General features: G+C 72.4%; 14 protein-coding genes and 1 pseudogene. 10 read left to right on the forward strand and 5 right to left on the reverse strand.

From position 1 onward, the window contains the following. The 4 genes from M4I32_RS10480 to M4I32_RS10495 all read right to left on the reverse strand — a co-directional run. On the reverse strand, positions 1-740 hold a 740-nt coding region (locus M4I32_RS10480; RefSeq protein ID WP_319034445.1), incomplete at its 3' end, for an ISL3 family transposase. 166 nt (positions 741-906) lie between these two features. Next, positions 907-1,839, reverse strand: a complete 933-nt coding sequence (locus M4I32_RS10485; RefSeq protein WP_319034446.1) for a Ppx/GppA phosphatase family protein — start codon at positions 1,837-1,839, stop codon at positions 907-909. A gap of 69 nt (positions 1,840-1,908) precedes the next feature. Continuing rightward, a complete protein-coding gene (locus tag M4I32_RS10490) occupies positions 1,909-2,766 on the reverse strand; it encodes an ABC transporter permease (RefSeq protein WP_319034447.1) in 858 nt (285 codons plus the stop codon). Beyond that, positions 2,763-3,752 (reverse strand): ATP-binding cassette domain-containing protein, encoded by a 990-nt coding sequence (locus M4I32_RS10495; protein WP_319034448.1) that lies wholly within the window; start codon positions 3,750-3,752, stop codon positions 2,763-2,765. The genes M4I32_RS10490 and M4I32_RS10495 overlap by 4 nt, the downstream gene beginning before the upstream one ends. An 84-nt stretch (positions 3,753-3,836) precedes the next feature. Here M4I32_RS10495 and M4I32_RS10500 point away from each other — a divergent pair, with 84 nt between their 5' ends. Genes M4I32_RS10500 through glmS form a run of 3 tightly spaced genes read left to right on the forward strand, consistent with a single transcriptional unit; the run spans position 3,837 to position 7,411 of the window. Beyond that, the gene (locus tag M4I32_RS10500) at positions 3,837-4,562 is read left to right on the forward strand and encodes a TetR/AcrR family transcriptional regulator (protein ID WP_319034449.1); all 726 of its coding nucleotides are present in this window, start codon (positions 3,837-3,839) and stop codon (positions 4,560-4,562) included. A 9-nt stretch (positions 4,563-4,571) separates the two neighbouring features. Then, complete coding sequence (gene coaA, locus M4I32_RS10505; protein ID WP_319034450.1) at positions 4,572-5,510, forward strand: type I pantothenate kinase; 939 nt, start codon at positions 4,572-4,574, stop codon at positions 5,508-5,510. A gap of 47 nt (positions 5,511-5,557) precedes the next feature. Further along, a complete protein-coding gene (glmS, locus tag M4I32_RS10510) occupies positions 5,558-7,411 on the forward strand; it encodes a glutamine--fructose-6-phosphate transaminase (isomerizing) (RefSeq protein ID WP_319034451.1) in 1,854 nt (617 codons plus the stop codon). Positions 7,412-7,509: 98 nt separating this feature from the next. Here glmS and M4I32_RS10515 read toward each other — a convergent pair whose 3' ends face one another. Next, the gene (locus M4I32_RS10515) at positions 7,510-8,097 is read right to left on the reverse strand and encodes an NADPH-dependent FMN reductase (protein ID WP_319034452.1); all 588 of its coding nucleotides are present in this window, start codon (positions 8,095-8,097) and stop codon (positions 7,510-7,512) included. Positions 8,098-8,379: 282 nt separating this feature from the next. Between M4I32_RS10515 and M4I32_RS10520 the strand changes: the two are divergent. The 7 genes and pseudogenes from M4I32_RS10520 to M4I32_RS10550 form a co-directional block, all read left to right on the forward strand. Next, positions 8,380-8,727, forward strand: a pseudogene (locus M4I32_RS10520) (holo-ACP synthase); the annotation flags it as partial. 206 nt (positions 8,728-8,933) lie between these two features. After that, positions 8,934-10,073: an alanine racemase gene (gene alr, locus M4I32_RS10525; RefSeq protein ID WP_319034453.1), complete on the forward strand. Its 1,140-nt coding sequence runs from the start codon at positions 8,934-8,936 to the stop codon at positions 10,071-10,073. A 50-nt stretch (positions 10,074-10,123) separates the two neighbouring features. Next, positions 10,124-10,576 (forward strand): tRNA (adenosine(37)-N6)-threonylcarbamoyltransferase complex ATPase subunit type 1 TsaE, encoded by a 453-nt coding sequence (gene tsaE / locus M4I32_RS10530; protein WP_413466814.1) that lies wholly within the window; start codon positions 10,124-10,126, stop codon positions 10,574-10,576. A gap of 23 nt (positions 10,577-10,599) precedes the next feature. Then, a complete protein-coding gene (tsaB, locus tag M4I32_RS10535) occupies positions 10,600-11,232 on the forward strand; it encodes a tRNA (adenosine(37)-N6)-threonylcarbamoyltransferase complex dimerization subunit type 1 TsaB (RefSeq protein WP_319034455.1) in 633 nt (210 codons plus the stop codon). Next, entirely contained in the window at positions 11,229-11,822 is a 594-nt protein-coding gene (gene rimI / locus M4I32_RS10540) for a ribosomal protein S18-alanine N-acetyltransferase (RefSeq protein ID WP_319034456.1), read from the forward strand. The genes tsaB and rimI overlap by 4 nt, the downstream gene beginning before the upstream one ends. Then, positions 11,819-12,895: a tRNA (adenosine(37)-N6)-threonylcarbamoyltransferase complex transferase subunit TsaD gene (tsaD, locus tag M4I32_RS10545; RefSeq protein ID WP_319034457.1), complete on the forward strand. Its 1,077-nt coding sequence runs from the start codon at positions 11,819-11,821 to the stop codon at positions 12,893-12,895. Before rimI ends, tsaD begins: the two co-directional genes overlap by 4 nt. Further along, positions 12,892-13,308: a hypothetical protein gene (locus M4I32_RS10550; protein WP_319034458.1), complete on the forward strand. Its 417-nt coding sequence runs from the start codon at positions 12,892-12,894 to the stop codon at positions 13,306-13,308. The genes tsaD and M4I32_RS10550 overlap by 4 nt, the downstream gene beginning before the upstream one ends. Positions 13,309-13,316 lie beyond the last annotated feature (8 nt).

Consider the following 13,316-nt stretch of genomic DNA (forward strand, 5'->3'; position numbering starts at 1 on the left):
TCGGGGAGCTCTTCGGCAGCGGCGGTCTTGAACCCGGAGAACCCGTCCATCGCGACGACCTCGACCCCGTCGCGCCAGGCCTGCGGGCGGGCAGCGAGCCACTGCTTGAAGGCCTGCTTCGACCGGCCCGGGACCATGTCCAACAGCCGCGCCGGGCCCGTCTTCTCCCGCGCGGGGGTGAGGTCGATGATCACCGTGACGTACTTGTCGCCGAACCGGGTGTGTCGCCAGACATGCTCATCGACACCGACCGTGGTAACCCCCTCGAACCGGGCCGGATCCTCGATCAGCGCCCGGCGCCCCTCGGTGAGGATCGCGCTGTTGGCGGTGTGCCACGACACCCCGAGACCGGCGGCGACACGCGTCACCGTCAGGTGATCGATGACGATTCCTCCCAGCGCCCACCCGAGGCCGCCGCGGGAGATCTTCGCCCGCGCCGGCGCTGCCTTGCTGGTGTCTTGCCGCCACGTCCGCCCGCAGTGCGCGCAGCGGTACCGGCGGACCCGCACCAGCAGCGTCGTCGGCCGATGCCCGAACGGCTCATGCGCGAGAGCCCGCGTGACGGTGTCCCGCAGCACCCCCTCAGCCCCGCACTCCCGGCACCACGGATCCGGGTCCACGACGCGGCACTCGACCACCGCACGATCAGGTTCAAGACGCTGCCCGACAGCTTCGAGGCCGAGCTCATCGAGCCGGCAGAACGTGGTCAGGCAGGGGGCGGCGAAGGTAGCTTGGAGCACGTCGAGGTCTTCCGGGTGGGCAGCGTAGGAACTCCCATCCTGGAAGACCTCGACGCCCCTCCGCCAACTGGCCCGCGCCCCCGACTACACCCTCAACTGCGAAGAGCCCGTTTCGTCTCGTCGCTGCGCTGCGGTCGTTGAGCGAGCGCAGCGAGTCGAAACGCCCTCAGCCCCGGTCGAGCGACTCGATGTAGCGCAGCAGCACGCCCTCGCGCAGGGCCCAGGGCGAGACCTCGAGCTCGTCGACATCCATCGCCTTCATGGCCTGGTGCAGCACCACGGCGCCCGCGACGATCTGCAGCGTGCGGTCGGCGGTGATGCCCGGCAGCTCCTGACGCGCCTCGGCGGGGATGCGCGCGAGCCGGGGGATCCACGCCTTCAGCTCGCGGCGCGGCAGCACCATGCGCTCGATGCCCGACCAGCCGGGCATCGGGTAGCCGGCCAGCTTCGCGAGCGAGCGGATCGCCTTCGACGACCCCACCACGTGGTCCGGACGCGGCTGCGCGGCGAACTGCTCGGCCACGGGCTTCAGCAGTGCCGCGGCGTGCTCGCGCAGCGCGTCGACGGCGGCATCGCCCGGCGGGTCGTCGGGCAGGAACTCCACCGTCATCCGCCCGGCACCCAGGGGCAGGGATGCCGCGGCATCCGGCAGTTCGTCCGCCCCGGCTGCGAGCTCGAGCGAGCCCCCGCCGATGTCGAACAGCAGGATCTGCCCCGCCGACCAGCCGAACCAGCGACGCACGGCCAGAAAGGTGAAGCGGGCCTCGGTCTCGCCGCCGAGCACCTGCAGCGGCTGCCCGAGCGCGGCCTCGATGCGCGCGATCACCTCGGCGCCGTTCGTGGCCTCGCGTACGGCCGAGGTGGCCGTGGCCAGCAGCTCGCCGACGTTCTCGGCGTCCGCGACCTCGCGCGCCTGGGTGACGGCGGCCTCGAGGGCGACGATTCCCTCTTCCGAGATCGAGCCGTCGGGCATCAGGTAGCGCATCAGCCGCAGCACCGTGCGGTCGCTCGTCCCCGCGAGGGGACGGCCACCCGGCCGCACGTCGGCCACCAGCAGATGCACGGTGTTCGAGCCGATGTCGAGGACTCCGAGGCGCACGCTGAAGACCCTACCGCGTGGGCGTTTCGACTCGCCTGCGGCTCGCTCAACGGCCGGGGCGGCCCCCCGTCAGCGGGCGTCGCGGTAGCGCATCATCGTCAGCGACCCGAACACGACCACCAGACCCACCGACCACACCAGCGTGATGGCGACCTCGGGTCCCACGGCGGTGCCGCCCATCAGGTCGCGCACCGCCGAGACGAGGTGCGACACGGGGTTCACGTTCACGAACGCCTGCAGCCACCCGGGCATCGTCGACGGGTCGACGAAGATGTTGCTCGCGAACGTCAGCGGCATGATCACCATCATGCTCACGCCCATCACGGCGTTGGACGAGCGCAGCACGAGGCTGAGGAACGTCCACACCCAGCCGATGCTGAACGCGAACACGAGGATCAGCAGCACGCCGAGCACGACTCCGGGCAGACCGCCCTCGGGACGCCACCCGATGATCAGCCCGAGTGCCGAGATCACCACCGAGGCCAGGGCGAAGCGCACCGCGTCGCCCAGCAGCATCCCGACCAGGGGGGACGGGCGCCAGATCGGCAGCGACCGGAACCGGTCGAACACGCCCTTCTCGAGGTCGGTGCGCAGCGTCGTTCCGGTGTACATCGTGATCATCACGACGCTCTGCACCATGATGCCCGGCAGCAGGAACTGGATGTAGCCCTCGACGCTGCCCGCGAGCGCCCCGCCGAACAGATAGGTGAACATCAGCGTGAACATGATCGGGAACACGGTCACGTCGAACAGCTGCTCGGGCACGTGCTTGATCTTCAGCAGCGCGCGCCAGCCGAACGTCAGCGATGTCGAGAGGGGGCCCGGCCGGGCCGGCCGCTCGTTCTGCGACAGGGCGGCCAGGATCGCGGCACGCTGGTCCTGCGGGTTCGGCGGCTCCTGCTTCTGCTGCGTCGTCGACGTGCTCATGCGGCGGTCTCCTCTGCGTCCGCGTCGTCCGATTCGTCCTCGGCCCGGTGCCCGGTGATCGCGAGGAACACCTCGTCGAGCGTCGGCTGGCCGAGCGAGAACTGCGCCAGGCGGATGCCGGCATCCTCCAGCGCCGTGAGCGCCGCGGTCACCGCGCCCGAGTCGTCGACGGTGGCCGACAGGGCGCTCGGGTCGCGCTCCTCGCGGATCTCGGCCAGCTCGGTGCCGAGCACCCGCGCCAGGATGCGGCGCGCCTGCTCGCGGTCGTCGTGCTCGACGACCCGCACGATGACCGAGCCCGATCCCACCGACGCCTTCAGCTGCGCGCTGGTGCCCTCGGCGACCACGGTGCCCCGGTCGATCACGCTGATGCGGTCGGCGAGCTGGTCGGCCTCGTCGAGGTACTGGGTCGTCAGCAGCACGGTCGTGCCGCTGGAGACCATCGTGCGGATGATGTCCCACACCTCGTTGCGGCTGCGGGGGTCCAGCCCCGTCGTCGGCTCGTCCAGGAACAGCAGCTCGGGCGTCACGACGATGGATGCCGCGATGTCGAGGCGCCGCCGCATCCCGCCCGAGTACTTCTTGACCTGCAGGTCGCCCGCTTCGTCGAGGGCGAAGGCGTTCAGCAGCTCGTCGGCGCGCCGGCGGGCGCCGCCGCCGGTGTAGCCGAACAGGCGCCCGATCAGGCGCAGGTTCTCGCGGCCGGTGAGGTCTTCGTCGACCGAGGCGAACTGCCCGGTCAGGCTCACGCGCCGACGCACCTCGGTGGCGTCGGCGACGACGTCGCGACCGAGCACCCGCGCGGTGCCGCCGTCGGGCTTGAGCAGCGTCGCGAGCATGCGGATCGTCGTCGTCTTTCCCGCCCCGTTGGGGCCGAGAAAGCCGTGCACGCCGCCCCGCTCGATGGCCAGGTCGATGCCGTCGACGGCGCGGTTCTTGCCGAAGACCTTGACCAGGTCGTGCGTCTCGATCGCCAGTTCGGGCACGGGGCCTCCTCGGCCGACATAGGATGGGGGAGAAGTAGACGCTGTCCACATCGTGATGTTCACACCGTACACACCGGGAGTCGCGTGACGCAAGAGGTCGGGAGCCATGCGGGCGCGGCCGAGACGGCCGACCGTGCGTACCACCACGGTGACCTGCGGCAGGCCCTCATCGACGCCGGTCTCAGCGTGACCCGCGTCGGGGGAGTCGACGCCCTTTCGCTCCGCGAGCTGACCCGCGCCGTCGGCGTCTCGCCCAACGCGGCGTACCGCCACTTCGCCGATCGCGACGCGCTCGTGCACGCCGTCGCGAACGGCGCGCAGCAGCAGCTCGCCGGCGCCATCGCCGCGCGTATCGCCGCGGCTCCGGCATCCGACGACGCCGCGGTTGCGGCCACAGAGCGCCTGCGCCGCATCGGACTGGCCTACATCGACTTCGCCCGGGCCGAGCCGGGCTGGTTCTCGCTCGCGTTTCAGACGCAGGACGAGACGGCGAGCGAGGGCATCGTCACGATCGACGACGAGGTGGTCGCGCCGTTCCAGCTGCTGCTCGACGCCCTCGATCAGATGGTGGACGCCGGCGCGCTCGAGCCCGCGCGGCGCCCCTACGCCGAGTGGGCGTGCTGGGCGAGCGTGCACGGCTTCGCCGACATCGCCGCCCACGGGCCGCTGCAGTGGCAGCCCGCGCAGGTGGTCGACGCGCTCGCCGCCTCGGTCGTGGAATCCGCGATCACCGGGGTGCGCGGCACGCCGGCGCCGCCCGGCGCGTCACTCGGCGAAACGACGACGGAGCCCGTGCAGCGCCCGGAGTAGCATGGGCGCGTGCCCGCCGACGAGATAGCGCCGAGCCCGTACCGCCAGATCGATCGAGGCGAGTGGGCGCACCTCGCGGCTGACATGAGCCAGCCGCTGACCGAGAACGAGATCGTGCAGCTGCGGGGGCTCGGCGACCGGCTCGACATGGCCGAGGTGCGGCAGGTGTATCTGCCGCTCAGCCGCCTGCTCAGCCTCTACGCCAACGCGAACAAGCGGCTGGGCGCCGACACCAGCGCTTTTCTGCAGGAGCCCGACACCACGACCCCGTTCGTCGTGGGAGTCGCCGGGTCGGTCGCGGTCGGCAAGTCCACGATCGCGCGCCTGCTGCGCGAGCTGATGAGCCGGTGGCCGGGCACGCCTCGCGTGGAGCTCGTCACGACCGACGGATTCCTGTTCTCCAACGCCGAGCTCGAGCGGCGCGGCCTGATGGCACGCAAGGGGTTCCCCGAGTCCTACGACCGCCGCGCGCTCGTCGAGTTCCTCACCGAGGTCAAATCCGGTGCCGCCGAGGCCCGGGCGCCGTTCTACTCGCACCTGCGCTACGACATCGTTCCCGACGCCAGCGTCGTGGTGCGCCGCCCCGACGTCGTCATCGTGGAGGGGCTCAACGTGCTCGCGCCGCCGCCGGCGCCGAACGACATCGCCGTGTCGGACCTGTTCGACTTCTCGATCTTCGTGGATGCCGACACCGCCCACATCGAGCGGTGGTTCGTCGACCGCTTCCTCACGCTCCGGGCCGGGGCGTTCGCCAACCCGACGTCGTTCTTCAACACCTTCGCGCATCTGACCGACGAAGAGGCGGTCACGACCGCCCTCGGGTACTGGAACGACATCAACATGCCCAACCTCGTCGAGAACGTGCTGCCCACCCGGCACCGCGCCAACCTGGTGCTGCAGAAGGGGCAGGATCACAACGTCGAGAGCGTGCTGCTGCGCAAGCTCTGACGGGCCACGGACGGGTCGTCCAGCATCCGGCGCTTAGGATTGTGCCCATGTGTGGAATCGTCGGATACGTCGGCCCGCGGCCGAGCCAAGCCATCCTGCTCGCCGGTCTGGCACGGCTCGAGTACCGCGGCTACGACTCCGCCGGCATCGCGGTGATCGACGGTGACGGCGACCTCGGCATGCGCAAGCGCGCCGGCAAGCTCGGCGTGCTGCGCGACGACCTCGAGGCCACGGCGCTCGCCGACGGCACCACCGGCATCGGCCACACCCGCTGGGCCACGCACGGGGGCCCGACCGACGACAACGCCCACCCGCACCTGGCCGACGACGACAGGCTCGCCGTCATCCACAACGGCATCATCGAGAACTTCTCGGAGCTCAAGTCCGAGCTGGTCGCCGCCGGCTGCACGTTCCACAGCGAGACCGACACCGAGGTGGCGGCCGTGCTGCTGGGTCGTGCCTACCGCGATGCCGAGGGCGACCTGACCGAGGCGTTTCGACGCGTGGTCGGCCGGCTCGAGGGTGCCTTCACGCTGCTGGCGATGCACGAGGACCACCCGGGGCTCGTGGTGGGTGCGCGCCGCAACTCGCCGCTGGTGATCGGGCTCGGCAAGGACGAGAACTTCCTCGGCTCCGACGTGGCCGCCTTCGTCGAGCACACACGCAGCGCGCTTGCGATCGGGCAGGACCAGATCGTGGCGATCACGCCCCAGGCCGTCACCGTCACCGACTTCGCCGGGCAGGCCGTGGACGTCGAACCATTCGAGGTGACGTGGGATGCCTCGGCCGCCGACAAGGGCGGCTGGTCGTCCTTCATGGCCAAGGAGATCGCCGAAGAGCCCGAGGCGGTGCGCAACACGCTGCTCGGCCGCATCCACGACGCCGGCGTCGTCATCGGCGAGCTCGAGCCGCTCGATGACGCGTTCACCAGGATCTCGCGCGTGATCGTCGTCGCGTGCGGCACCGCCGCCTACGCCGGTGCGGTGGGCAAGTACGCGATCGAGCAGTGGGCGCGCGTGCCCGTCGACGTCGAGCTGGCGCACGAGTTCCGCTACCGCGACCCCGTCATCGGGCCCGACACCCTCGTGGTGTCGATCAGCCAGTCGGGCGAGACGATGGACACGCTCATGGCCGTCAAGTACGCCCGCGAGCGCGGGGCGCGCACGGTGTCGATCTGCAACACGCAGGGCGCGACGATCCCGCGGGAATCCGACGCGATCGTCTACACGCACGCCGGCCCCGAGGTCGCGGTCGCCTCGACCAAGGCGTTCGTCGCCCAGATCACGGCGCTGTATCTGTTCGCGATGCACGTGGGGCGTGTGCGCGGGGAGTTGGATGCCGCGGCCTCGGCCGGGCTGGTCGCCGAACTCGAGGCGGTGCCCGAGAAGATCAGCACCATCATCGAGCGCGAGCAGACCCGCATCGAGCAGCTGGCCCACTGGATGACCGACACGCGCTCGGTGCTCTTCCTCGGCCGCCACGTCGGCTACCCCATCGCGATGGAGGGCGCGCTCAAGCTCAAGGAGCTCGCGTACATCCACGCCGAGGGGTTCGCCGCCGGCGAGCTCAAGCACGGTCCCATCGCGCTGATCGAGCCCGGGCAGCCGGTGATCGTGATCGTGCCCTCGCCGCGCGAGTCGGCACTGCTGCACGCCAAGGTCGTGTCGAACATCGAAGAGATCCGCGCCCGCGGCGCCCGCGTCATCGCCATCGCCGAAGAGGGCGACGCCGCGGTGCTGCCGAAGGCCGACGAGGTGCTGCGCATCCCGCTCGCCGGGCCGCTGTTCGAGCCGCTGCTCGCGGTGGTGCCGCTGCACATCTTCGCGATGGCGCTCTCGACATCCAAGGGGCTCGACGTCGATCAGCCCCGCAACCTGGCCAAGTCGGTCACGGTCGAATAGGCGCCGTCGAGGGCGTTTCGTCTCGCTGCGCTCGCTCAACGCCCGTCTCGCGCGGTCGTTGAGCGAGGAGCGCAGCGACGAGACGAAACGCTCGGTGCTCAGCCCTCGTCGAGCGCGTCGATGAGCGCGCGGTGCGCACGCAGGAACGTGAGCAGGAACCCCTCGGTGTCGGCGTCGGTCACGTTCCCCTCGTCGTCGACCAGGCCCTCGCTGTAGCGGATGTACGCCTCGGGCGAGCCGACCAGGTTCGCGCCCTGCGAGGCGAGGATCGACTTGAGGTGGGCCTGCGCCACGGCGGTGGAGATGACGCCCTTGCTCGTGCCGATGACGGCGGTCGGCTTGCCGGGGAACGAGCTCTCGCCCACCGGCCGCGACAGCCAGTCCACGGCGTTCTTGAGCACGCCGGGGATGGACCGGTTGTACTCGGGGGTCACGACGAGCAGCCCGTCGGCGCCGTCGACGGCATCCTTGAGTTCGCGTCCCACGTCGGGATAGTCCTCGGCCTTCTGCAGGTGGGCGCCGAAGAACGGCAGCCCGTCGATCGGCACCGTGGTGATCGTCAGGCCCGCGCGGGGAGCCAGTCGCGCGAGGGCGTCGCCGAAGCGGGCGTTCAGCGACGGTTCGGAGACGCTGCCGACGATCATGGCGACGGAGCGGTGGTCGGTGTGGGCACGGGGATCGGTCATGTCTTCCTCCTCGTTTGCGGTGCGGCGAGTCTCGCGTGTGCGGCGCAGGGGCGAAAGGGACTTGACGCGCGAGCCTCGTCGCTGCGTCTCCCTCCCGCCCCGTTCCACCGCTCCGCTGTCGCGAATCGACGGTGGGGGCGCGTCGGCGGGTCGATGTGCGACAGCGGAGCGCCGCGTGGAGCGGGAGCGGGAGCGGGAGCGGGGGCGTGCGGGCGCGGGGCGCCGCCGCCGGCCCGGCGAAGCGCCGGGATAGGGTGGCGAGGTGATGTCGGGAGTGCGCAAGTGATCGTCGGGATCGGGGTCGACCTGGTCGATATCCCGCGGTTCGAGCGCACCCTCGAGCGCACCCCGCGGCTGCTGGAGCGGCTGTTCTCCGTCGCCGAGCGCAGCCTGCGGCCCCGGTCGCTCGCCGCGCGCTACGCCGCCAAAGAGGCGCTGATCAAGGCACTCGGCGGGTCGGACGGCGTGCACTGGACCGAGATCGAGGTCACGCCCGAGGAGTCGGGCCGGCCGTGGTTCACGCTCGCCGGATCGACGGCGCAGGTCGTCGCCGATCGCGGGATCACCGGCATCCACCTGTCGATGAGCCACGACGCGGGCTTCGCGATCGCCTACGTCGTCGCCGAGACCGTCACCCCCGACGAGTCGCCGGATTCTGTCGTCTCCGGCGGGTCGACCCGACATTCCCTGGCGACCGGCGGGCCGGTGGGGGATGCTGCGGGGGACGCCGCGGGGAAGCCCGCCGCGGCGAGCGACGGCCTGCCGGCGGATGCCGCGGTCGCGGCCGATCCGCGGTTCCACATGCGGTTCGCGGGCGCGGCATGGGAGGAGCGCTGATGGAGCGCACGTCGAACACGATGCCGCCCGGCACCATGCGTGAGGCCGTCATCGACACGAGCGCCATCGCGGCGAACACGCGCCACCTGCGACGGCTCGCCGGAGTGGACGAGCTGATCGCGGTCGTCAAGGCCGACGGCTACGGGCACGGCGCCGTGCGCGCCGCCCGCGCGGCGCTCGAGGGCGGGGCCACCCGGCTGGGCGTGGCCGACATCGGCGAAGCGCTGGCGCTCCGGCGCGCGGGCATCGTCGCCCCCGTCGTCGCGTGGCTGCATGCGCCGGGGGTGTCGTTCGCCGAGGCCGCCGTGTGCGACATCGAGATCGGGGTCTCGAGCTTCGACCAGCTGCTGCAGGCCGCCGACGCAGCATCCATCGACCGGCCCGTGTCGGTGCACCTCAAGATCGAGACGGGGCTCTCGCGCAACGGCATCGCACCCGAAGACCAGCCGGTGGTCTTCGCCGAGGCCGCGCGTCTCGAGCGGCTCGGCAAGGTGCGGGTGGTCAGCATCTTCAGCCACCTCTCCAACGCCGGCGTCGACGACGATCTGGCCGCGACCCGGGCGTTCGAGCGGGGCGTGATCGCCGCGGCATCCGCCGGTCTGAACCCGCCGCTGCGCCACCTTGCGGCGACCGAGGCCGCGATCGACCGGCCCGAGGCGCGCATGAACTGCATCCGGGTGGGCATCGGCATCTACGGGCTGTCGCCCTTCGCCGACAGGTCGTCGGGCGAGCTCGGCCTGCGCCCGGCCATGACCCTGCGCGCCGCCGTCGCCGCGGTGCGTCGCGTGCCCGCCGGCCAGGGCGTGTCGTACGGCTACGACTACCGCACGCCGCGGGCCACGACGCTCGCGCTCGTTCCGCTGGGCTACGCCGACGGCGTGCCGCGGCAGGCATCGGGCGCGGGACCGGTCACGATCGGAGGGCGCCGCTTCACGGTGGCCGGCCGCGTCGCGATGGACCAGTTCGTCGTCGACGTCGGCGACGCCCCGGTGGCCGTCGGCGACGAGGTCGTGCTCTTCGGCGACCCCACGCTCGGCGTGCCCGCGGCGACCGAATGGGCGGATGCCGCCGGCACCATCAACTACGACATCGTCACGCGGATCGGGGCACGGGTGCCGCGACGGCAGGCGTCGTCGTGAGCGTGCCCGAGGCGGTGCTCGGCCGGCACGACATCGCCGACGCGGCCGCGATGCACGCCCTCGGCCGCCGCATCGGGGAGGGGCTCGCCGCGGGCGATCTCGTGGTGCTGACCGGTCCGCTCGGTGCCGGCAAGACGACGCTCACCCGGGGCATCGCCGAGGGCCTCGGCGTGCGCGGACCCGTGCAGAGCCCCACGTTCGTGATCGCCCGCACGCATCCCTCGCTCGTCGGCGGCCCGCCCCTGGTGCACGCCGACGCGTATCGGCTGGGATCGGCCCTCGAGCTCGACGACCTCGACATCGACGCGCAGCGCTCCGTCGTCGTGGTGGAGTGGGGCCGCGGCATGGCCGATGCGCTCGGCGAGCTGTGGTGGGAGATCGAGATCGAGCGCCCCGTCGGCGGTGGGGCGGATGCCGCGGCCGGGGCGGATGCCGGGGACCTCGACGCCGACGAGCTCGATGCCGACGCCCCGCGCATCGTCACGGTCTCGCTGCGGCCGTAGGCGCCGCGGCTACGCTGGAGGGCGTGATCCTCGCCATCGACACCTCGCTCGGTTCGGGCGTCGCCGTCGTCGGTCTCGACGGCCGGGTGGCGGGCGAGGCCACGACCGACGATCCGCTCGGCCATGCCGAGATCATCGGCGATCTGCTCGAGCGGGCGCTGGCGCAGGCCGGCATCGCCCCGGCCGACCTCACGCATGTCGCCGCGGGCATGGGCCCCGGTCCGTTCACCGGCCTGCGCATCGGCGTCGCCGCCGCGCGCGCGTTCGCGCTGGCCCGCGGCATCCCGGTCGTCCCGGTCGTCAGCCACGACGCCGCGGCGCTCGCCCACGACGACACCGCACGGGCGTACCCGCTGGCGATCGTCACCGACGCGCGGCGCCGCGAGCTGGCGTACACGCTCTACTCCGGCATCGGCGCCGACGGCATCCCGGTGCGGCTCACCGAACCCGCCCTCAGCCCCCGCGACGACCTCGACGCCGCGCTCGCGCCGCGCGGCGCGGCGCGCGTCGACGTCGCCACCATCGCGCCCGCGGCCGTCGGCCGGGTCGCTGCGGCGCTGATCGCCACGGATGCCGTGCCCGCGGCATCCGAGCCCCTCTATCTGCGCGCGCCCGACGTGACCCTGGGGCACATCCCGAAGCGGGTGAGCGCGTGAGGCTGCGCACCGCCGAGCAGGCCGACCTGCCCGCGATCATGGCGCTCGAGAACGCCTCGTTCCCGACCGACGCCTGGTCGGAGCAGATGATGCGCGACGAGCTGGACTCCCCGCACGGCCGCTACCTCGTCGCCGACGCGGATGACGGCTCGCTCGTGGGCTACGGGGGCGTGCGTGCGCCGCAGGGAGCCCGGGATGCCGACATCCAGACCATCGCGCTCGCCGAGAGCGCCCGGGGCCGGGGGCAGGGTCGGATGCTGCTGCGCGCGCTGCTGCACGAGGCGGCCGGGCGGCTCGCGCGGGAGGTGTTCCTCGAGGTGCGCGCCGACAACCCGGTCGCGCAGGCGCTCTACGCCTCGGAAGGCTTCACCGAGATCGGCCGCCGCCCGCGGTATTACCAGCCCGACGGCGTCGACGCCGTCGTGATGAAGCTCAACCTTCGGGCGTGGCTCGCGGCCGGCACGGTGCATCCGGGGTCGGACATGAGCCCAGCGTCGGAGAACAGCGCGCCGAAGCATCCGACCCCCGGCGCATCTCCGACGCCCGATACACCCGGGCCCGCCGAGCCCGCGGAGGGGAGCACCGGATGAACCGCACCGACCCCCTCGTGCTCGGGATCGAGACGAGCTGCGACGAGACCGGCATCGGCATCGTGCGTGGGCGCACCCTGCTCAGCAACACGATCGCGAGCAGCATGGACGAGCACGCCCGCTTCGGCGGTGTCGTGCCCGAGGTCGCCGCCCGCGCGCACCTCGAGGCGCTGCAGCCGGCGATCGAGTCCGCCCTCGCTGAGGCGCGGGTGAGTCTCGCCGATGTGGATGCTGTCGCCGTCACGTCCGGCCCCGGCCTGGCCGGAGCCCTCATGGTCGGTGTCGGCGCGGCCAAGGCCCTCGCGGTCGCGCTCGAGCGGCCGCTCTACGCCGTGAACCACCTCGTCGGGCACATCGCCGCCGACATCCTGGATGCCGAGGCGGAGCCGCTGGAGTACCCGACCGTCGCGCTGCTGGTCAGCGGCGGGCACACCTCGCTGCTGCTCGTGCGCGATCTCACCGGCGACGTCGAGATGCTCGGCGAAACCGTCGACGACGCCGCGGGCGAGGCGTTCGACAAGGTCGCGCGCATCCTGGGCCTGCCCTACCCCGGGGGGCCCGAGATCGACCGTGCCGCGGCATCCGGCGACCCGCAGGCCATCCGGTTTCCGCGCGGGCTCTCGCGCGCGAGCGACATGGCGGCGCACCGCTACGACTTCTCGTTCTCGGGCCTCAAGACCGCCGTGGCCCGCTGGATCGAGCAGCGTCAGGCCGCGGGCGAACCGGTGCCGGTCGCGGATGTCGCCGCGTCGTTCCGCGAGGCCGTCGTCGACGTGCTGGTCACGAAGGCCCTCGACGCGTGCGCGCGCCACGACGTGCCCCGCCTTCTGCTGGGCGGCGGGGTGATCGCCAACCGCCGGCTGCGCGAGGTGGCGCTGGCGCGGGCGGATGCCGCGGGTGTGACAGTGCGCATTCCGCCGCTGTCGCTGTGCACCGACAACGGTGCGATGATCGCGGCGCTCGCCGCCGAGCTGATCATGTCGGGACGCGAGCCCTCGACCCTCGCGTTCGGCGCCGACTCGACGCTGCCGGTCACCGAGATCCAGGTGGCGGCGCGGGGGACGACGCCGTGACCGACTCCCGGCCGGAGCCCGCCGCGCACCCCGAGCCCGATGCGCGCCGGGAGCGCGCCGCGCCCGACTACCCGCCCCGGCCCCGGCCCCGGGAGTACGTCGAAACGGGGCCCGTGCCCTTCCCCGAAGACCGCGATGTGGTGCTGCACTGGGGGCCGCCCCCGCCGCGCCCGCGCCGGTCGGCGGCGGCGTGGGCGCTCGCCGCGGCCATCGCCGGCCTGTTCGCCTCGTTCTTCGTCGGCTGGGGCTTTCCGATCGGGATGGTCGCTGTGGTCACGGCGGTCGTCGCGCTGCGCCGGCCCGAGGAGAGCCGCCGGGTGGCGTGGTGGGCGCTGACGCTCGGAGCGCTCTCCCTCGTCTACAGCGCGATCTGGATCGGCTGGGCCGCGACGCAGGGCGCCCTGTTCGGCTGAGCAACCCC

It is taken from the genome of Microbacterium sp. LRZ72 (genome assembly GCF_033792225.1).
In the GTDB taxonomy this organism is placed as follows: domain Bacteria; phylum Actinomycetota; class Actinomycetes; order Actinomycetales; family Microbacteriaceae; genus Microbacterium.

Coding starts and splice junctions, on each gene's coding strand:
- M4I32_RS10490 (WP_319034447.1), bottom strand. CDS start 2,766: ATGAGCACGTCGACGACGCAGCAGAAGCAGGAGCCGCCGAACCCGCAG.
- glmS (WP_319034451.1), top strand. CDS start 5,558: ATGTGTGGAATCGTCGGATACGTCGGCCCGCGGCCGAGCCAAGCCATC.
- M4I32_RS10515 (WP_319034452.1), bottom strand. CDS start 8,097: ATGACCGATCCCCGTGCCCACACCGACCACCGCTCCGTCGCCATGATC.
- alr (WP_319034453.1), top strand. CDS start 8,934: ATGGAGCGCACGTCGAACACGATGCCGCCCGGCACCATGCGTGAGGCC.
- tsaE (WP_413466814.1), top strand. CDS start 10,124: ATGCACGCCCTCGGCCGCCGCATCGGGGAGGGGCTCGCCGCGGGCGAT.
- tsaD (WP_319034457.1), top strand. CDS start 11,819: ATGAACCGCACCGACCCCCTCGTGCTCGGGATCGAGACGAGCTGCGAC.